Consider the following 17,219-nt stretch of genomic DNA (forward strand, 5'->3'; position numbering starts at 1 on the left):
GGGGTCAGCAGCCCAGCAGGCGAGTGGCCAGGTAGCTCTCGACCTTGTCGATCGCGACGCGTTCCTGGGCCATCGAGTCGCGCTCACGCACCGTGACGGCGTTGTCCTCCAGGGTGTCGAAGTCCACGGTCACGCAGAACGGGGTGCCGATCTCGTCCTGGCGCCGGTAGCGGCGGCCGATGGCGCCCGCGTCGTCGAACTCCACGTTCCAGTTCTTCCGCAGCGCCGCCGCCAGGTCCTTCGCCTTCGGGGTGAGGTCGGCGTTGCGCGACAGCGGCAGCACGGCGGCCTTGACCGGCGCGAGCCGGTAGTCCAGCCGCAGCACGACGCGCTTGTCCACACCGCCCTTGGCGTTGGGCGCCTCGTCCTCGGCGTAGGAGTCGAGCAGGAACGCCATCATCGGGCGGCCCACCCCGGCCGCGGGCTCGATGACGAACGGCCGGTACCGCTCACCCGTGGTCTGGTCGAAGTAGGACAGGTCGACCCCGGAATGGTTCGAGTGCGTGGTGAGGTCGAAGTCGGTGCGGTTGGCGACGCCCTCCAGCTCGCCCCACTCCTGGCCGGACGAGAACCCGAAGCGGTACTCGATGTCCACCGTGCGCTTGGAGTAGTGCGAGAGCTTTTCCTTGGGGTGCTCGTAGTGCCGCAGGTTCTCCCGCTTGATGCCGAGATCGGTGTACCAGTCGGTGCGCAGGTCGATCCAGTACTGGTGCCAGCGCTCGTCCTCGCCGGGCTCGACGAAGAACTCCATCTCCATCTGCTCGAACTCCCGGGTCCGGAAGATGAAGTTGCCGGGGGTGATCTCGTTGCGGAACGACTTGCCGACCTGGCCGATGCCGAACGGCGGCTTCTTCCGCGACGTGGTGAGCACGTTCAGGAAGTTGACGAAGATGCCCTGCGCGGTCTCCGGCCGCAGGTAGTGCAGGCCCTCCTCGCTCTCGACCGGGCCGAGGAAGGTCTTGAGCAGCCCGTTGAACTCGCGAGGCTCGGTGTACTGGCCGCGGGTGCCACAGTTCGGGCAGGGGACCTCGGTCAGGTGCCCCTCGTCGGCCTCCTTGCCGGTGCGCGCCGAGTATTCCTCCGCGAGCTGGTCGGCGCGGTACCGCCGGTGGCACGACAGGCACTCGATCAGCGGGTCGACGAACGCCTCGACATGGCCCGAGGCGACCCACACCGGGCGGGGCAGGATCACCGACGAGTCGAGGCCGACGACGTCGTCCCGGCTCTGCACCATGGTCTTCCACCACTGGCGCTTGATGTTTTCCTTGAGCTCGACCCCGAGCGGCCCGTAATCCCACGCAGACCGGGTGCCGCCGTAGATCTCCCCGGACGGGAAGACGAAGCCACGACGCTTGCACAGGCTGACGACGGTCTCAATCGTGTTGGCGGGCACTCCACGCTCTCCATCAGATGCGGGACGGTTGTTCGGTTGAGTCAGCGTATCCGGCCGCGGGTACGGGATTGACAAGTGGTCGCCCAGACGATAACGACAACGACAGCCATTGCCGGGAAAACACTACTATGGGGGTGTTCCCGACGACAGAGGCTGGAGATCGAGATGTCCACGGCGAGCCAGGACGCGGCCCTCCCCGGAGCGGCCGAGCACGAGCATGCCGCACTCCGGCCACACACTCCGAGGCAGGCCGTCGCCACGCTGACCGAGGCCGGGGAGCTGCTGCGGGCACTCGCCGCGCCGGTTCGCATCGCGATCGTCCTGCAGCTCCAGGACGCCGACCGCTGCGTACACGAGCTCGTGGACGCCCTGGCCGTCGCGCAGCCGCTGATCAGCCAGCACCTGCGGGTGCTGAAGGCGGCGGGGGTGGTGCGGGGCGAGCGCCGGGGCCGCGAGGTGGTCTACCGCCTGGTGGATGATCACTTGGCGCACATCGTGGTGGACGCGGTCGAACACGTGAAGGAGAGCGCATGACGAGTCCGGCGCGGGATCGGGCGCGCGTACCCGGCCGGCGCGCGACCAAGCAGCGCGCGGCCGTGGTCGACCTGCTGGCGGAGATCGACGACTTCCGCTCGGCCCAGGAGCTGTACGACGAGCTGCGCAAGCGCGGCGACGAGATCGGCCTCACCACCGTCTACCGCACGCTGCAGTCGCTGTCGGAAGCCGGTGAGATCGACGTGCTGCGCACCGGCAGCGGCGAGGCGATCTACCGCCGCTGCTCGAAGCATCACCATCACCACCTGGTCTGCCGGCACTGCGGCCGCACGGTCGAGGTGGAGGGCCTGGCCGTGGAGCGCTGGGCCGAGAAAATGGCCGCCAGTCACGGTTTCTCGGACATCTCGCACACCGTCGAGATCGTGGGCACCTGCGAAAGCTGCACGAAGGGCGATCGTCCTGCCTCCGTGTGAACCCGCCCGCGGCTGACTGGCCGGGTATTCCGCACATGAGCCGCTGACCTGCGGTGATACCCAGGAGATCATCTCGGCGCAGTCAGCTGACCAGCCGAAACGTGTCCATGTGCGCCGGCGGCCAGAATCTCGCGCACGACCTCGACGGTGGTGGCCGCCTTCGCGATGCCGAGCGCGCGGATGACCGGGCCGGCGATCGCGTCGAGTTCCAGGGTGCGCCCGGACCGGAGGTCCCTGAGCATCGAGGATCGCATGCTGCCCGGCAACGCCCGCAGGCGTGCACTCACCGCGTCCGCGTCCACCGAGACCCCATGGGTTCCCGCCGCCGCGGTGGCCTCGTCCACCAACGGCCGTAACCAGGACTCGTGGCGGGTGCGGGCCTCTCCGATCGGTGCGCCGGCCCCGGTCGTGAGCAGCGCGACCGGAGCGAGGAAGGCGAGCTTGCGCCACAGCACCGTGTTCTCGTCCGGATGGGTGGTGACGTCGAGTCCCGCCGCCCGCGCCAGTTCGGCCACCCGGGCGCCCTCCGGGGTCCCGTCCGCGATCACCACGTCGGCCATGGTCGACAACTGCTCGACCACGCCCGGCCGGTGCCGGGTGGCCTCGACCGCGATGCTGGCGGCCACCACTTGGGCCGACGGGTAGGCCGCGCGCAGCAACGGCAGATGGTCCACCCCGTTGAGGAACGGCACGACGGTCGCGGCCCCGAGCACTGCCGCGGGCACCCGTGTCAGTGCGGACAGCAACTCGGTCGCCTTGACCGCCACGAACAGCACGTCCAGCGGCCCGGTCAGCCAGGGCCGCGCGAGGGGATGGCTCACGGCCGGCGCGCCGGCCGGGCCGTGGAAGGTCAGGCCCCGGGCGGTGATCTCCGCCGCCGTACGTTCGGTGGCCACCACGGTCACGTCATGCCCCGCGGCCCCGAACCGGGCAGCCAGCAGGCCGCCGACTCCGCCGGGCCCGAGCACACCGATCGCCGCCATGATCCCTCCCAGTAAGTTCCATTATGGAAGTAACGCTACTAGTCTGGCCTTCACGAGGGAAGTCCGTGGGGAGACCACATGCGGCACAAGAGCTTCGAGAACATGGACTGCGCCGTCGCCCGCACCCTGGACGAGGTCGGCGAGTGGTGGAGCCTACTCATCGTCCGCGACGCCCTGCACGGCCTGACCAGGTTCGACGAATTCCAGCGAAGCCTGGGCATCTCGCCCAACTCCCTGACCCGCCGCCTCAACGAGTTGTGCGACGCGGGCTTGCTCGGCCGCCACCGCTACCAGAACCGCCCTCCCCGCGACGAGTACCGCCTCACCGCCCGCGGCCGCGATCTCCAGCCCGTGATCGAAGCTCTCGCCGCCTGGGGCCGCCGCCACGTCACCCACGAGAAGGGCGTCGTCCGCCTGCTCGACACGGCCACCGGTGCCGAGGCCGACCCGGTGCTGGTGGACCGGCACACCGGCCGGATCATCAACCCCGACGATTTCCGTTACGTGGCAACGCCAACAGCCCATCCGGTGAAGCGCCGGCGGCTGGGAGGCGACGACTGAGCTCGGACGAGCGGGCCCCTCGCCGAGGATGGTCGTGCCCTGCCGTTCCGCGGCATCGGGACGACCCGAGTCGAACGACCCGATCAAAGCGAGCAGGCCTTCCGGAACCTCACCGTCATCAGCCGCCTCGGTTTCGGTCGGCGCCAAAACCTGCGAGAGTTCAGGATCCGCCGCGACCAGGAGAAGCAGCCGGTGCACTTGATGGTGCTTCCCGCGCTCAACTCTCGTAGGGATCCTTCGGCGCGGGAACGGGGTGGGCCGAAGCGAGCGTGAAGTCGGCCGTGTAGTTGGTCGCCCGGGTGGCGGTGCCGGGCACGACCTGGCCGGTCACCTCGAGCCAGGTGTCATTGGGATAGGCGGCCGCCCGCAAGCCGGTCAACCGCACGGTCACCGGGAAGGCGTCGGCCGCGCAGCAGGTGATCACCATGCGGGCGAGCAGCACCGAGTTCCCGTTGTGCGTGACGAACCCGGTCAACTCCACCGTGCGGCCGTTGAGTGAGCCGGTGCCGTCCCATCCAGCCCGGCTCACGAAGTCGGTCATCGTCAGCGGGACCACGTTCCCGGGCGGCAGCGGCGGAAAGCTCGCCGAGGCCTGGGTGGCCGGGGCGCGGGTGTCGGTGCGGATCACCGAGTCCGAGCCCAGCGCGGGTGGGGCGACGAGGAACACGGCGAGCACCGGCAGCATCAGCAGCCACGCCGAGCGGGCCGGATGGTGGTGCCCGTGCTCGTCCCCGGCCACCCGGCGAGCGCGCGCCGTCACCAGGTCCCGGACGATCGCGAACAGGCCGAGCGCCAGGATGACCGCGCCGCCGGCGAGCAACCACGGCTGCTGGGACGGCTTGACGTAGCGCAAATAGTCGCCGTTGATGCCGATCTTGAGCAGCGCGCCGCCCAGCAGCACGAGCAGGATGTTCTGCGTCTCGCGCCTCACAGGATCACCGTCCCCGCGACCACCGCGCAGATCGCCGCGACCACGAAGGTGACCGGCGCGAAGCGCACCGCGAAGGACCGGCCGAAGGTGCCCGCGTGCAGCGCGAACAGCTTCACGTCGATCGCCGGGCCGACCACCAGGAAGACCAGTTTCGGCAGCAACGGCAGCGCGGTCAGCGACGCGGCGACGAACGCGTCCGCCTCACTGCACAGCGCGAGCACGACCGCCAGCACGGCCATCACCAGCACGCCCAGCACGAGGTGGCCGGCCAGCAGATCGAACCACCGCCCCGGCACCAGCACGTTCAGGGTGGCCGCGATGAGCGCGCCCAGCACGAGGAACCCACCGGACTCCACGAGATCCGTGCGGGCGGTTTCGGCGAAGGTCCGCCACCGCCCAGCCCACCGTCCACTGCCGTCCGTTTCCCCCGGCAGCCGCCGCAGCGCGCGCTCGACGATCCACTCGAGCTTGCCCCACCGCGCCCACAGCAGGCCCATCACCACGGCCGTGGCGAACGAGCCGAGGAACCGGGCCAGCACCATCTCCGGTTTCCCGGGAAACGCGACGGCGGTGGCGACCAGCACGACCGGGTTCACGGCGGGTGCCGCGAGCAGGAAGGTCAGCGCCGCCGCCGGCGCCACCCCCTGTCCCATCAGGCGGCGCGCGACCGGCACCGACGCGCATTCACAGCCCGGCAGGGCCACGCCCGCCAGCCCCGCGATCCCGACCGCCGCGGCCTGCCCGCGCGGCATCACCTTCCGCAGCACGCGGGCCGGGACGAACGCGGCGATCGCCCCGCTGATCAGCACGCCGAGCACGAGAAACGGCAGCGCCTGCACACAGATCGCCACGAAAACGGTCGACCCGGTGCGCAGCGCGGGCACGTCGAACACGCTCACCAGGCGCGACTGCGCCAAGATCGCGAGCACCAGCACCAGGCACAGCACTTCGAGCGAGGTGATCCTCACCCTGCGCCGCTTGGGCGCTTCCGTCGCCGTCTGCACGCGACGATAGTGCCAAAGACCTACGACACTACGCCGAGCAGTTCGGTCCGCAGCTGCGAAGCGGTGGAGACGACCAGCATCAGCAGGGTGCCGAGCGCCGAGGAATCCAGACCCTGCGCGGGGAACGCGTAGCGCAGGGTCATGTCCAGCCCGCGCTCGGTGTGGATCACGCCGAGGGTGCCGAACAGCCCCTGACCCGCCCGCTCCGCCGCGGACGAGGCCACCTCCGGCCGGTCCGGCAGGTCCCAGGCGACGACGCAGGTCAGGCTCAACACGGTGAGGCCCTCGGCCAGCTCGCTCGACTGGATCACGCAGGGGACTCCCGCGTGCGAGAAGGTCAGCGCGCCGTCGGGGTCGGCCCGCACGTCGAGGTAGCGCTCGAGCGCGTCCCGCGCCCGCCCCAGCATTTCCGTAGTGGTCACGAAGCGCCCTTCACCGAGGCGGCGTCCACGGCCGCACCGAATCGCCGGTCCCGCTTGGCGAACTCCAGGCAGGCCGCCCACAGCTGCCGGCGGTCGAAGTCCGGGAACAGCGTGTCCTGGAAGACGAACTCGGCGTAGGCCGACTGCCAGAGCAGGAAGTTCGAGGTGCGCAGCTCCCCCGACGGCCGCAGGAACAGGTCCACGTCCGGCATCTCCGGCTGGTACAGGTACTTGGCGAGCATGCGCTCGTCCACCTTGTCCGGGTTGATCTTGCCCTCGGCGGCGAGCTGCGCGATTCGCCGCACCGCGTCCGATATCTCCGCGCGCCCGCCGTAGTTGACGCACATGGTCATGTTCAGCAGCGTGTTGTGCTTGGTCTTCTCCTCGGCCGACTGCAGCTCCTTGATCACGCTGCGCCACAGCCGCGGCGCCCGCCCCGCCCACCGGATCCGCACCCCGATCGAACCCAGGTAGTCGACCTGACGGCGGATGGTGTCGCGGTTGAAGCCCATCAGGAACCGCACCTCTTCGGGGCTGCGCTTCCAGTTCTCGGTGGAAAAGGCATACACCGAGAGCCAGCGGACGCCGAGCTCGACCGCACCGCTGGCGACGTCGATCATCACGGCCTCGCCGCGCTTGTGCCCCTCGATCCTGGTCAGCCCACGCTGGTTGGCCCACCGCCCGTTGCCGTCCATCACCAGCGCCACGTGGTTGGGCACCAGCTCGGCCGGGATCTCCGGGGGCTTCGCGCCGGACGGATGCGGGTCCGGGGAACGCACCGGCATCGGTGACATATTCACCTCACGTGCCCTGCGCCGCACCGGTTTCCTCCCTGTCTTCGCCGTTGTCTCTGGGCGAGGTTACTTGCCGCCGTTCCACCAGCGGCAGGGACCGCAACTGCCGCTCGAGATGCCATTGCAGATGCGCGGCGACCAGGCCGCTGGCGTCCCGGCGGGAGCCGGGCACGGACGCCTCCGCGATGTCCCAGTCGCCGTGCAGCAGGGCCTCCAGCAGGACCAGCACCTCGGGCGCGGGATGCACCGCGCCGGGCATCCGGCAGTTCCCGCACAGCGAACCCCCCGCCTGCACGCTGAACGCGTTGTGCGGACCGGGCAGCCCGCAGCGGGCACATTCGGTGATGGCCGGGGCCCACCCGGCGAAGGCCATCGCCCGCAGCAGGAACGCGTCGAGCACCAGCGAGGCGTCCCGGTGCCCCTCGGCGAGCGCCCGCAGCGCGCCGGTGACCAGCAGGTACAGGCGCAGCGCCGGTTCACCCTCCTCGGCGGTGAGCCGGTCGGCGGTCTCCGCGACCGCGCTGGCCGCGGTATAGCGCTGGTAGTCGCCGACCAGCGGCAGGGCGAAGGCGTCCACCGTCTCCACCTGGGTGATCACGTCGAGTGTGCGACCGGTGTAGAACTGCACGTCCACATGGCCGAACGGCTCGAGACGCGCGCCGAACCGCGACGTGGTGCGGCGGACCCCCTTGGCCACCGCCCGCACCTTGCCGTGCCGCCGGGTGAGCAGGGTGATGATCCGGTCGGCCTCACCGAGCTTGTGCACCCGCAGCACCACCCCGGTGTCGCGATAGAGGCTCACCGATCCATCTTCTCAGACATGCAGCGCGCTGAACGGCGGGAAGGGCAGGTTGCGCACCACGAACCACGCCACGAAGACCACGCCCGCCGCCGCTGGTGTCCGCCGCCAGTGCTGCCAGCTGCGCACCTGCTTGCCGCGACGGCGGCCGATGGCCCACATCGCCACACTCCAACCACACAGGAGCAGGAAGGCGAACGCGACCGCGTTGTAGTGCAGCGCGGCCGGAAGGTCCCCGCGCAGCAGGCTGCCCGCCATCCGGAGCCCGCCGCAGAGCGGGCAGTCGAGGCCGAACAGGGCCCGGATCGGGCAGAGGATCACCTGCCCGTCTCCCACCACCGCCCGCAACGGAGGCACTTCCTGCCGCTCCCTCGAATCAGAACCCCAGGCGCCGCAACTGTTTCGGGTCGCGCTGCCAGTCCTTGGCCACCTTGACGTGCAGGTCGAGGTAGACCTTCGTGCCCAGCAACGCCTCGATGTGCCGCCGTGCCTGCGAACCCACCGTGCGAAGCCGCTCTCCCTTGTGCCCCAGGATGATCCCCTTCTGGCTGGGGCGCTCCACATACAGCAGGGCGTGCACGTCGACGAGGCCTTCCCGGCCTTCGCGCGGGAGCATTTCCTCGACGGTCACCGCGATCGAGTGCGGCAGCTCGTCGCGAACGCCCTCGAGCGCGGCCTCCCGGATCAGCTCGGCGACCAGCGTCTGCTCCGGCTCGTCGGTGAGATCGCCGTCCGGGTAGAGCTGCGGGCCTTCGGGCAGCCGCGCCACCAGCACGTCCGCCAGCTCCTTGACCTGGAAACCGTCCACAGCGGACACCGGGATCAGCTCGGCGAAGTCCATCACCTGTTGCAGGGCAAGCAGTTGCCCGGCCACCCGTTCCGGCTTCACCAGATCGGTCTTGGTGACGACGCCGATCACCGGGGTGCGCCGGGCGATCTTGGTCAGCTCGGCGGCGATGAACCTGTCCCCCGGCCCGACCTTCTCGTCGGCCGGCACGCAGAACCCGACAACGTCCACTTCGGACCAGGTGGCGCGCACGACATCGTTGAGCCGCTGGCCGAGCAGCGTGCGCGGGCGGTGCAGCCCGGGAGTGTCCACAATGACCAGTTGCGCGTCGTCGCGGTGGACGATGCCGCGGATGGCGTGCCTGGTGGTCTGCGGCTTGCTGGAGGTGATCGCCACCTTGCTGCCGACCAGCGCGTTGGTCAGCGTCGACTTGCCGGCGTTGGGCCTGCCGACGAAACACGCGAACCCGGACCGGTGGGTCACCGCACGATCTCCCGCACCGCACCGGACAAATCCGCGCGGAAGATCGGCGCGTCCGCCGCGAGATCACGCACGGCCTGCACCGAAGCCCCGGACACCATCGGCTCGTCGGTGACCACCGCGGCCGCCTCCAGCCCCTCGGCGCCGCTGGACACCGCCGCCGCGATCGCCGCCTGCAACGCGGTGAGCCGGAACGAGGGCAGGTCCACGGTGGTCGCGGCGTAGGTCCGGCCGTCGGTGTCACGGACCGCCGCGCCTTCCGCGGCCTGCGTCCTGGCGCGCGAAGACCGGGCGAGAATCACGATCTTCTCGTCCTCGGGCTCAAGCTCCGACGGTTCCTCAGTCATCCTCGACACTCCGCTCGTCATGGTCACCGTTACCGGTACGCACCTTACGTCGGGCCGCCGCGACTTCGTCGGCGCGGACCACCACCGTCGTGATGCGCATCCGGCCGCGCCGGTCCTTGCCGCCCTCCGCGGACAGCCGCAGGCCCGCGACCTCGGCCTCGGCGCCGGGCAGCGGAACCCTGCCCAGCCGCTGCGCGAGCAGGCCGCCGACCGTTTCCACGTCGTGGCCGTCGAAGTCGACTCCGAACAGTTCGCCGAGGTCGTCCACCCCCAGCCGGGCCGACACCCGCACGGAGGAATCGTCCAGGAACTCCACCGGTGGCCGTTCCTCGAGGTCGGACTCGTCGGTGATCTCGCCGACGATCTCCTCCAGGATGTCCTCGATGGTCAGCAATCCCGCGGTGCCACCGTACTCGTCCACCGCGATCGCCATGTGGTTGTGCGAAACCTGCATCTCCCGCAGCAGGTCGTCGAGCCGCTTGGAGTCCGGCACGAAGCTCGCCGGGTTCATCAGCTCCTCGACCGTGCGAGCCGAGCCGTCGTCCATCGAGGCGCGGACCAGGTCCTTCAGGTTGACCACGCCCACGATGTCGTCCACCGACTCGTCGATCACCGGAATCCGCGTGAAGCCCGTGCGCAGCGACAGCGCGAGCGCCTGCCGCACAGTCTTGCCGCGCTCGATCCAGACGATCTCCGTGCGCGGCACCATCACCTCGCGGGCGACCGTGTCCCCGAGCTCGAACACCGAGTGGATCATCTCCCGCTCGCCGGGCTCGACCACGCCGCGCTCCTGCGCCAGGTCGACCAGCTCGCGCAGCTCGATCTCCGAGCTGAACGGGCCCTCGCGAAAGCCCTGACCCGGTGTGATCGCGTTACCGATGAGGATGAGCAGCCGGCTCAACGGCTCCAGCACCGAGCCGAGCACCCGCACCGGCCCCGCCACCAGCGTGCCGACGCGGTACGGGTGCTGACGGCCGATCGTGCGCGGCCCGACTCCGATCAGCACGTAGGAGACCAGGACCATCACCACCGCCGTGACCACCACGGCCAGCCAGCCCGGCCGGATCCAGTTCAGCATCGCGATGGTGACCAGCACGGTCGCGGTCAGCTCACAGCCAAGCCTGAGCAGGAGCAGCAGGTTGATGTGCCGCCGCCGTTCGGCGACCACGGCCGCCAGCTGGCGCGCGCCCGGCCGGTGGTTGCGGACCAGGCCGTCGACCCGGGCCGGGGACACCGTGCTCACCGCGGCGTCCGCGGCCGCGAACATGCCGCCGAACAGCACCAGCGCGACCGCGATCACCAGGAGTGCGCCGGAACTCGCCATCAGAGATCAATCCTCACGGCGCGTCACAAATTATTCCTCGGCCGCGCCGTCGAGCCCTGCCGCCCCGAGCAGCCGGTCGTCGCTGAAGCGTTGCGCCTCCCGGCGTTTCGCCGCGGCCGACGCGGCGCGGAAGTCGCCGAGGATGCGCTTCTGCAACGCGAACATCTCACGCTCCTCGGCCGGTTCCGCGTGGTCGTAGCCGAGCAGGTGCAGCACACCGTGCACGGTCAGCAGGTGCAGTTCTTCCAGCAGCGAGTGGCCCGCCGTGCGCGCCTGGTCCTTCGCGAACGCCGGGCACAGCACGATGTCGCCGAGCAGCGCGGGCGAGGCGTCGCCCGCGTCGGGCCGGTGCCCCGCCTCCAACTCGTCCATCGGGAAGGCCATCACGTCGGTGGGCCCGGGCAGGTCCATCCACTGCTCGTGCAGTCCCGCCATGTCGTCCAGCGTCACCAGCAGCACGGACAGTTCCGCGAGCAGGCTGACCTCCATCCGGTCCAGCGCGAACCGCGCCGCCGAAACGATGGACGTCTCGTCGACCACTACGCCCGACTCGTTCCTGATCTCTATGCTCACTCTTCGTCTCCCGAGCCGCGCGCCCACGGGAACGCGCGGGCAGATCTCCGGCCCGTCTCGCTCACCTGGGGTGCCGGGACGTCGTCGACAGCCATCGGGCCGCTCACTGCCGTCGCCAGCCGTTTCCGGCGGCGTCCTGGGTGGCCTGCCACTTCTCGTAGGCGTCGACGATGTCGCCGACGAGCCGGTGCCGCACCACGTCGTGGCTGGTGAGCGTGGCGAAGTGCAGGTCGTCCACGCCCTCCAGGATCTCACGCACGACGCGGAGGCCGCTGCGTTGCCCGCTGGGCAGATCGACCTGGGTGATGTCCCCGGTGACCACGATCTTGGAGCCGAAGCCGAGCCGGGTGAGGAACATCTTCATCTGCTCGGGCGTGGTGTTCTGCGCCTCGTCGAGGATGATGAACGCGTCGTTGAGGGTGCGGCCGCGCATGTAGGCCAGCGGCGCGATCTCGATCGTGCCCGCCTGGATCAGCCGGGGGATCGAGTCCGGATCGACCATGTCGTGCAGCGCGTCGTACAGCGGCCGCAGGTACGGGTCGATCTTCTCGTACAGCGTGCCGGGCAGGTAGCCGAGCCGCTCCCCCGCCTCGACGGCCGGGCGGGTGAGGATGATCCGGGTGACGTGCTTGCCCTGGAGCGCCTGCACGGCCTTCGCCATGGCCAGGTACGTCTTGCCGGTACCGGCGGGGCCGACCCCGAACACCACGGTGTGCTTGTCGATGGCGTCGACGTACCGCTTCTGGTTCAACGTCTTGGGCCGGATGGTGCGCCCGCGCCGGGACAGGATGTCCATGCTGAGCACGTCGGCCGGGGACTCGGTGCCGCCGGCGGAGAGCATGGCGACGGTGCGGCGCACGGTGTCGGGCCCGACCTGCTGGCCGCGCGCGGCGAGGGTGACCAGTTCGGCGAACACGCGCTCACCGAAGGCCACGTCGGCGGGCTCGCCGGTGATGGTGACCTCGTTGCCGCGGACGTGCACGTCCGCGTCGAGCAGTTCCTCGGCGACCCGCAGGTTCTCGTCGCGCGACCCCAGCAGCGTCAACACGGCCGTGTCCGGGATGGGGAATCGGGACTGCGCACTCTTCGTGCTCGTCTGGGGAACGTCCTCTCCGACGTCCGATCGGGCGGCTCCACCCTGTGCGGTTCCGGCCAAGTGTCCTCGGGCCTACCTTCTGCGACGAAAGTTCCTCTGCTGACACCACGATGCTAGCCGTCCCCACCGACAAACCGCACGCGGTTACCCAAGCCGCCCGAAGAAGCCGAGCTGCTCGCCCCCGAGCACGTGGGCGTGCACATGGAACACAGTCTGCCCGGCGTCACTGTCGGTATTGAACACAACACGGTACCCGGACTCGGCAACCCCCTCGAGCTCAGCCACCTTGGCCGCGGTCTTGACCAGGTCAGCCAGCAACTGCGGATCCGCCGCGGCCAACTCCGCCACGTTCCGGTACCTCTTCCGAGGCACTACCAGCACATGTACGCGAGCCTGCGGCCGGATATCCCGGAACGCGAACGTGGCCTCATCCTCATACACCACGTCGGCCGGAATCTCCCCCGCGACAACCCTCTCGAACAACGTCTCCGCGTCACTCTCACTCATGCCCCCAACCCTATCCAGAACAGCAACACCGACCGCGGAACTCGCACCCCGCCGAACGTGGAACACGCGCTACGGCAACGGGGGACACGCACCCCACCAACCCATCCGAGCGAAGCGAAGGACCCACGCAGCACCCAAGGCAACCACCAGCGAAAGCCGCGGGGGTCCGGGGGGCTTGCCCACGGTCCCGGCAAAGTCGTGTTGGGGCTGGTGGGGGGTGGGTGAAGGGCAGGCACGGCTCTTGTTGATCATGTGAGTGTCGAAGTCCCATGATCAGGTGAGAGAGCCGTGCCTGCTGTTGTATCTTCGCCGATGCCTGCCGCGCTGGAGGAACTGGCCCGTTCCTGTGAGCTGCCGAGGGTGGGAGTGCCGGGCGTGGAAGAGGTTGCTGACCTGCGTGAATATCTCGCTGTGGTGGCCGATCCCCGTGCTCGTCGCGGGGTGCGGCACACGCTGATGTCCGTCCTTCTCATTACCGCGGCCGCGGTTGTCGCCGGTTCGCGGTCCTTCGTGGCGATCGGTGAATGGGCCGCGGATGCGCCGCAGCACGTGCTGGCGACATTGGGGGCGCGGTGGGATCGACGAAGCCGCGCGACGGCTGTCGACCTGCTCGGGCACGTAATGCGCGGCCTGGTTCGCGAGATCCTCGTGACCGAGGTACCGCGATTGTGCCGGCAGACCGAGGAGGCGTTGGAACTCATCCGGCTGAGCAAGACGACACCCCTCCGTTACATAACGACGACGGACGGTATGACGTACGACCTGCACACCCCTCGGGGTCGCAAAGCGTTCCGGGAAGCGGTCAGCGATGCCGAGTTCGAGTCCGACCAAACCTCCTCCCGCCAACACCGACGGTCGAACAAGCTGGCCGAAGCCGGTGCCGCGCACGGCGGCCAGCGCCCCTATGGCTATGAGGGGGCCAACTACGAGAAGCTGACGACCCCAGACGGCGAGCAGGTCAACGAACGCTTGCTCAACCCGGGTCGAGTCGGCCTCGCCATCGTCGAAAAAGACGGTCCGGTTTATCGAAACACTGCCAGACGAGTTCGCGGAGCTGTGTATCCGGTACCTGCGCCGAATGAAGTTGGGCTTCGGCACGTTTGACTTCATCGAACAGTCGGATGGTCAGATCATCTTTCTGGAAATCAACCCGAACGGCCAATATGGTTGGCTTGAAGAAGACCTTGGAGTGCCTATTTCAGAAGCAATCGCAGGCGAACTTATAAAGATTGCCAAACATAGAATATTATTCAAAACCGTTGTAGTAATTTGATCGCATTGACTTAAATTGCCGATCTGGTCCGGCGTGTCAGCGCAATGGGCAACGGTTCTCGCGAGAGAATTTGAGAGTTCTGACCAAAGAATTCTCAATACCTGGAGAACCGTTGCGCTACCATCGTACTACAGTAGCTGTTCAGCCTGGGTGAGGGCGGGTCAGGTGATCCACTAGGGTCTGGATCATGGAGTCCGGGCCGGGGGTGGCGCGCGATGAGGTCGTTGGGTTGCTGGCCGATCGGGATGCCGCTCATACTGCTCTGTTGAGGGCGAATGCTGAGATTGCGGCGAAGGACGCGCTGATCTCCTAGTTGACCGCACGGATAGATGCGCTGGAAGCGGTCGTCAGGAAGAACTCCTCGACCTCCAGCAAGCCGCCGTCCTCGGATGACCCGAACAATAAGGGTCCGGCGAAGAAGCGTTCCTCGCGTAGGAAGTCCGGGCGTCAGCGCGGTAAGCAGCCCGGCTCGTCTGGGACGACGCTGCACCTGGTTGATGATCCGGACGACATGATCGAGTGTCCTCCGCGGTGTTGTGGTGGGTGCGGCTTGGGTTTGGCTGGGGCGGGAGTGTTCGCCGAGCAGCGCCGCCAGGGTGTGGACGTGCCGGAACCCGCGCCCAAGCCGATGGTGACTGAGTATCGGGTGCAGTCCAAGGAATGTGGCTCGTGCGGGAGCGTGACCGAGGGGGTTGCGCCGGGCGGCGCGGCGGGCCGGGTGCAGTACGGGCCGGGTGTGAAGGCCCGGCTGGCATGGCTTGGTTGCGCGAACTTCATACCGGTGCGCCGGGCCGCGGACATCATGCGGATGCTGCTGGGTATCGGGGTGTCGACCGGGTTCGCCGCGGGGGTCCACGCGCAGGCAGCGTCGCTGCTCGAGGAAAGTTTCCTCCCGCATGTCCGGGCGCTGCTGATCGGTGCACCGGTCGCGCACGCGGACGAGACGTTCGTGCGTGCGGAGGCGAAGCTGCGTTACCTGCACATCGCCTGCACCGACTATCTGACCGTGATGCATGTCAGGGACCGCAGCGCGGACACGATTGATGCCGGTGAAATCTGGCCGGAGTTCGCCGGCGTGCTGGTGCGTGATGGATACGCCGGCTATTCCCCCCTCGACAAGATCAAACACGCGTGGTGTCATACGCACCTCCAGCGTGATCTTCGCGCGATCCACGACGCGGACGAGTCCGGGCAGTCCTGGGCCGAGGCGATGGGCAACACCCTGATCCTGGCGAACAGGACCGCGTGCCAGGCGCGCGCCCAGGACCGCGACCAGCTCACCGACACGGAACTGACCCAGGTGCGCTCCCGCTACCTCGGTGCGCTGGCCAAGGGCCTCCACGAGAACCAGACGAGCCAAAACCGCCCGGCCAAGGCCGCAAGAACCCTGATCCGCCGCTTCCAGAAACACGAGGCGATGATCCCGCGCTTCTGCTCCGACCTGCGGGTTCCCTACACAAATAATGTCGCCGACAGAAACGTGCGCCCGACGAAAGTGCAACAGCGCGCCTCCGGAGGGTGCTGGCGCACCCTGGAAGGACTGGCCCAGTTCACCATCCTCCAGCCATATCTCTCCACCGCCCGAAAATGGCGAATCGACCAACTCGACGCGCCGACCCGCCTGTTCAAGGACGACGTGTGGCTCCCGACCGCCCTGACCCCCACAGCGGCCTGACCCCGCACCGCGCGCACTGGCCCTCCCAGCCCTGATCAGCCACAACTGAACAGCTACGTACTACAGGCTTGTTGTCGTCGCAGATGCAGGAGCTCGTCAGGCGTGTCCATACGGCGTTGGCCGAGCCGTGGAATAAGAAGACCGGGCGGCCGAAATCGTGTGGACTATATCGAGCCGTGGAGATCGCGTGTATGTATCTTCGGCACAATGGGACGCAGGAGGTTCTTGGCGATCTTCGGGGTATCTCGCAGCCGACGGTGTCGAGGATCGTCACCGAACTGGTGCCGCTGATCAAGACGGTGCTGGAGGAGTTCGTGCCGAGCGCGGCGGAGGCCATCGAGATGGTGAAGGGCAGGGTGTGCCTGGTCGACGGCACCATCACCCCATGCTGGTCCTACGCCGAGCACAACGAACTGTGGAGTCGGAAACACGGCACTACCGGCTTCAACGCGCAATTGGTCAGCCTGCTGGATGGGATGCCGGTCTATATTTCTGACCCACTCCCCGGAAAAACACACGACAAGGCCGCGTTCGACGAGACACCCGTTGCTGAGATTGTCCGGAACTCCGGCGGCGGCCTTGGCGACAAGGGCTACCAGGGCACCATTCTCGTCACCCCGCGGAAAAAGCCAAGAGGTGGAGAACTCAGCAAGCGGGACAAAGAAAGTAATGCTGAGATCTCCGCGCTCCGCGCAGCGATCGAACGAGTCGTGTCACACTTCAAGAATTGGCGAATCTTTCACACCGACTATCGCCGCCCCTACTCCACCTATCGCGACTCCTATGACGCTGCACGCGGACTTTTCTTCTTCTCGATCACCTGGGGTTTTGAATAGTGTTCATAGAGAATAACGTGACCGAGGCAGGATCCTTGCCGCTGCGTTGCTTGGGTCGCGCATGGGAACCGTGAAGCGCGTCGGGTCAAGGCCGTGGCGACTGTCCTGTAAGCCCGACTGGGGTCCTGCTCTGGCCGCGTCCACCCGTCGGGCAAGCCGGGCTCGCCGCGCCAATCACACATCGCCCAGTGCCACCCCTCTGCCTTCCAGAAACAGCACGGCGGGAGCTCGCCCAACTTGCCCACCTCTGCGTGATCGATCCGCTACCGTAGTGCCCAGACGCGGCATGACGCGGTACATCGCGGTCGGATGTAGAGGGGAGCGGAAGGTTGGCGCAGGCAGGATGGCTGAGCGACGTCAACTTCTGGATCAAGGATGACGCCAGTGCGCCGGGCAGCTTTGCCAGCACGGTCGGCGGGGTTGTGGGGATGGGGGCTGGATCGTCCAGCCAGGGCTTCAGCCTGAC

The 17,219-nt window shown here is 68.2% G+C and carries 20 protein-coding genes and 1 pseudogene; 7 read left to right on the forward strand and 14 right to left on the reverse strand.

The annotated features are described in order from the left end of the window. Positions 1 to 4 precede the first annotated feature (4 nt). Positions 5 to 1,393 carry a glycine--tRNA ligase gene (locus VJT49_RS12990; RefSeq protein ID WP_324165029.1) on the reverse strand — a complete coding sequence of 463 codons (1,389 nt, stop codon included), beginning with the start codon at positions 1,391 to 1,393 and terminating at the stop codon, positions 5 to 7. A 165-nt stretch (positions 1,394 to 1,558) separates the two neighbouring features. Here VJT49_RS12990 and VJT49_RS12995 point away from each other — a divergent pair, with 165 nt between their 5' ends. Then, complete coding sequence (locus tag VJT49_RS12995) at positions 1,559 to 1,927, forward strand: metalloregulator ArsR/SmtB family transcription factor (protein ID WP_324165030.1); 369 nt, start codon at positions 1,559 to 1,561, stop codon at positions 1,925 to 1,927. Further along, positions 1,924 to 2,361 carry a Fur family transcriptional regulator gene (locus VJT49_RS13000; protein WP_324165031.1) on the forward strand — a complete coding sequence of 146 codons (438 nt, stop codon included), beginning with the start codon at positions 1,924 to 1,926 and terminating at the stop codon, positions 2,359 to 2,361. The genes VJT49_RS12995 and VJT49_RS13000 overlap by 4 nt, the downstream gene beginning before the upstream one ends. 68 nt (positions 2,362 to 2,429) lie before the next feature. Here the strand turns inward: VJT49_RS13000 and VJT49_RS13005 are convergent, their stop codons facing one another. Next, positions 2,430 to 3,344: a 2-dehydropantoate 2-reductase gene (locus VJT49_RS13005; RefSeq protein ID WP_324165032.1), complete on the reverse strand. Its 915-nt coding sequence runs from the start codon at positions 3,342 to 3,344 to the stop codon at positions 2,430 to 2,432. Positions 3,345 to 3,422: 78 nt separating this feature from the next. Between VJT49_RS13005 and VJT49_RS13010 the strand changes: the two genes are divergently transcribed. After that, the gene (locus VJT49_RS13010) at positions 3,423 to 3,905 is read left to right on the forward strand and encodes a helix-turn-helix domain-containing protein (protein ID WP_324165033.1); all 483 of its coding nucleotides are present in this window, start codon (positions 3,423 to 3,425) and stop codon (positions 3,903 to 3,905) included. 217 nt (positions 3,906 to 4,122) lie between these two features. On the opposite strand, the gene VJT49_RS13015 is transcribed toward VJT49_RS13010, so the two are convergent. The 12 genes from VJT49_RS13015 to VJT49_RS13070 form a co-directional block, all read right to left on the reverse strand. Beyond that, positions 4,123 to 4,836, reverse strand: a complete 714-nt coding sequence (locus VJT49_RS13015) for a TIGR03943 family putative permease subunit (protein WP_324165034.1) — start codon at positions 4,834 to 4,836, stop codon at positions 4,123 to 4,125. Beyond that, on the reverse strand, positions 4,833 to 5,840 hold the full coding sequence (locus VJT49_RS13020; protein ID WP_324165035.1) for a permease: 1,008 nt from the start codon (positions 5,838 to 5,840) through the stop codon (positions 4,833 to 4,835). Before VJT49_RS13020 ends, VJT49_RS13015 begins: the two co-directional genes overlap by 4 nt. Positions 5,841 to 5,860: 20 nt before the next feature. Beyond that, on the reverse strand, positions 5,861 to 6,247 hold the full coding sequence (locus tag VJT49_RS13025) for a YbjN domain-containing protein (protein WP_324165051.1): 387 nt from the start codon (positions 6,245 to 6,247) through the stop codon (positions 5,861 to 5,863). 11 nt (positions 6,248 to 6,258) lie between these two features. After that, the gene (locus VJT49_RS13030) at positions 6,259 to 7,083 is read right to left on the reverse strand and encodes an isoprenyl transferase (RefSeq protein WP_414635931.1); all 825 of its coding nucleotides are present in this window, start codon (positions 7,081 to 7,083) and stop codon (positions 6,259 to 6,261) included. Beyond that, a complete protein-coding gene (recO, locus tag VJT49_RS13035) occupies positions 7,064 to 7,858 on the reverse strand; it encodes a DNA repair protein RecO (RefSeq protein WP_324165037.1) in 795 nt (264 codons plus the stop codon). The genes VJT49_RS13030 and recO overlap by 20 nt, the downstream gene beginning before the upstream one ends. A 12-nt stretch (positions 7,859 to 7,870) precedes the next feature. Then, positions 7,871 to 8,212, reverse strand: coding sequence for a DUF2752 domain-containing protein (locus VJT49_RS13040; protein WP_324165038.1), 342 nt, complete (start codon positions 8,210 to 8,212; stop codon positions 7,871 to 7,873). A gap of 19 nt (positions 8,213 to 8,231) precedes the next feature. Further along, positions 8,232 to 9,125, reverse strand: coding sequence for a GTPase Era (gene era, locus VJT49_RS13045; protein ID WP_324165039.1), 894 nt, complete (start codon positions 9,123 to 9,125; stop codon positions 8,232 to 8,234). After that, a complete protein-coding gene (locus VJT49_RS13050; RefSeq protein WP_324165040.1) occupies positions 9,122 to 9,469 on the reverse strand; it encodes a cytidine deaminase in 348 nt (115 codons plus the stop codon). Before VJT49_RS13050 ends, era begins: the two co-directional genes overlap by 4 nt. Beyond that, positions 9,462 to 10,793, reverse strand: a complete 1,332-nt coding sequence (locus VJT49_RS13055) for a hemolysin family protein (protein WP_324165041.1) — start codon at positions 10,791 to 10,793, stop codon at positions 9,462 to 9,464. Before VJT49_RS13055 ends, VJT49_RS13050 begins: the two co-directional genes overlap by 8 nt. Before the next feature lie 30 nt (positions 10,794 to 10,823). Next, on the reverse strand, positions 10,824 to 11,366 hold the full coding sequence (gene ybeY, locus VJT49_RS13060; protein ID WP_324165042.1) for an rRNA maturation RNase YbeY: 543 nt from the start codon (positions 11,364 to 11,366) through the stop codon (positions 10,824 to 10,826). Between the two features lie 103 nt (positions 11,367 to 11,469). Beyond that, on the reverse strand, positions 11,470 to 12,522 hold the full coding sequence (locus VJT49_RS13065) for a PhoH family protein (RefSeq protein ID WP_324165043.1): 1,053 nt from the start codon (positions 12,520 to 12,522) through the stop codon (positions 11,470 to 11,472). 84 nt (positions 12,523 to 12,606) lie between these two features. Then, positions 12,607 to 12,969 (reverse strand): histidine triad nucleotide-binding protein, encoded by a 363-nt coding sequence (locus VJT49_RS13070; protein ID WP_324165044.1) that lies wholly within the window; start codon positions 12,967 to 12,969, stop codon positions 12,607 to 12,609. A 312-nt stretch (positions 12,970 to 13,281) separates the two neighbouring features. Here VJT49_RS13070 and VJT49_RS13075 point away from each other — a divergent pair, with 312 nt between their 5' ends. The 4 genes and pseudogenes from VJT49_RS13075 to VJT49_RS13090 all read left to right on the forward strand — a co-directional run bounded on the left by VJT49_RS13075 (position 13,282) and on the right by VJT49_RS13090 (position 16,753). Next, on the forward strand, positions 13,282 to 14,073 hold the full coding sequence (locus VJT49_RS13075; RefSeq protein WP_324165045.1) for a transposase family protein: 792 nt from the start codon (positions 13,282 to 13,284) through the stop codon (positions 14,071 to 14,073). Further along, positions 14,048 to 14,242: a hypothetical protein gene (locus VJT49_RS13080; RefSeq protein ID WP_324165046.1), complete on the forward strand. Its 195-nt coding sequence runs from the start codon at positions 14,048 to 14,050 to the stop codon at positions 14,240 to 14,242. The genes VJT49_RS13075 and VJT49_RS13080 overlap by 26 nt, the downstream gene beginning before the upstream one ends. Before the next feature lie 187 nt (positions 14,243 to 14,429). Further along, positions 14,430 to 15,917, forward strand: a pseudogene (tnpC, locus tag VJT49_RS13085) (IS66 family transposase). Between the two features lie 191 nt (positions 15,918 to 16,108). Further along, positions 16,109 to 16,753: a transposase family protein gene (locus tag VJT49_RS13090; RefSeq protein ID WP_324165048.1), complete on the forward strand. Its 645-nt coding sequence runs from the start codon at positions 16,109 to 16,111 to the stop codon at positions 16,751 to 16,753. Positions 16,754 to 17,219 lie beyond the last annotated feature (466 nt).

The organism is Amycolatopsis sp., assembly GCF_035276945.1.
Classification (GTDB): domain Bacteria; phylum Actinomycetota; class Actinomycetes; order Mycobacteriales; family Pseudonocardiaceae; genus Amycolatopsis_E.

Coding starts and splice junctions, on each gene's coding strand:
- VJT49_RS12995 (WP_324165030.1), top strand. CDS start 1,559: ATGTCCACGGCGAGCCAGGACGCGGCCCTCCCCGGAGCGGCCGAGCAC.
- VJT49_RS13000 (WP_324165031.1), top strand. CDS start 1,924: ATGACGAGTCCGGCGCGGGATCGGGCGCGCGTACCCGGCCGGCGCGCG.
- VJT49_RS13005 (WP_324165032.1), bottom strand. CDS start 3,344: ATGGCGGCGATCGGTGTGCTCGGGCCCGGCGGAGTCGGCGGCCTGCTG.
- VJT49_RS13010 (WP_324165033.1), top strand. CDS start 3,423: ATGCGGCACAAGAGCTTCGAGAACATGGACTGCGCCGTCGCCCGCACC.
- VJT49_RS13025 (WP_324165051.1), bottom strand. CDS start 6,247: ATGCTGGGGCGGGCGCGGGACGCGCTCGAGCGCTACCTCGACGTGCGG.
- VJT49_RS13050 (WP_324165040.1), bottom strand. CDS start 9,469: ATGACTGAGGAACCGTCGGAGCTTGAGCCCGAGGACGAGAAGATCGTG.
- VJT49_RS13055 (WP_324165041.1), bottom strand. CDS start 10,793: ATGGCGAGTTCCGGCGCACTCCTGGTGATCGCGGTCGCGCTGGTGCTG.
- VJT49_RS13070 (WP_324165044.1), bottom strand. CDS start 12,969: ATGAGTGAGAGTGACGCGGAGACGTTGTTCGAGAGGGTTGTCGCGGGG.
- VJT49_RS13075 (WP_324165045.1), top strand. CDS start 13,282: ATGCCTGCCGCGCTGGAGGAACTGGCCCGTTCCTGTGAGCTGCCGAGG.
- VJT49_RS13080 (WP_324165046.1), top strand. CDS start 14,048: ATGAAGTTGGGCTTCGGCACGTTTGACTTCATCGAACAGTCGGATGGT.
- VJT49_RS13090 (WP_324165048.1), top strand. CDS start 16,109: ATGTATCTTCGGCACAATGGGACGCAGGAGGTTCTTGGCGATCTTCGG.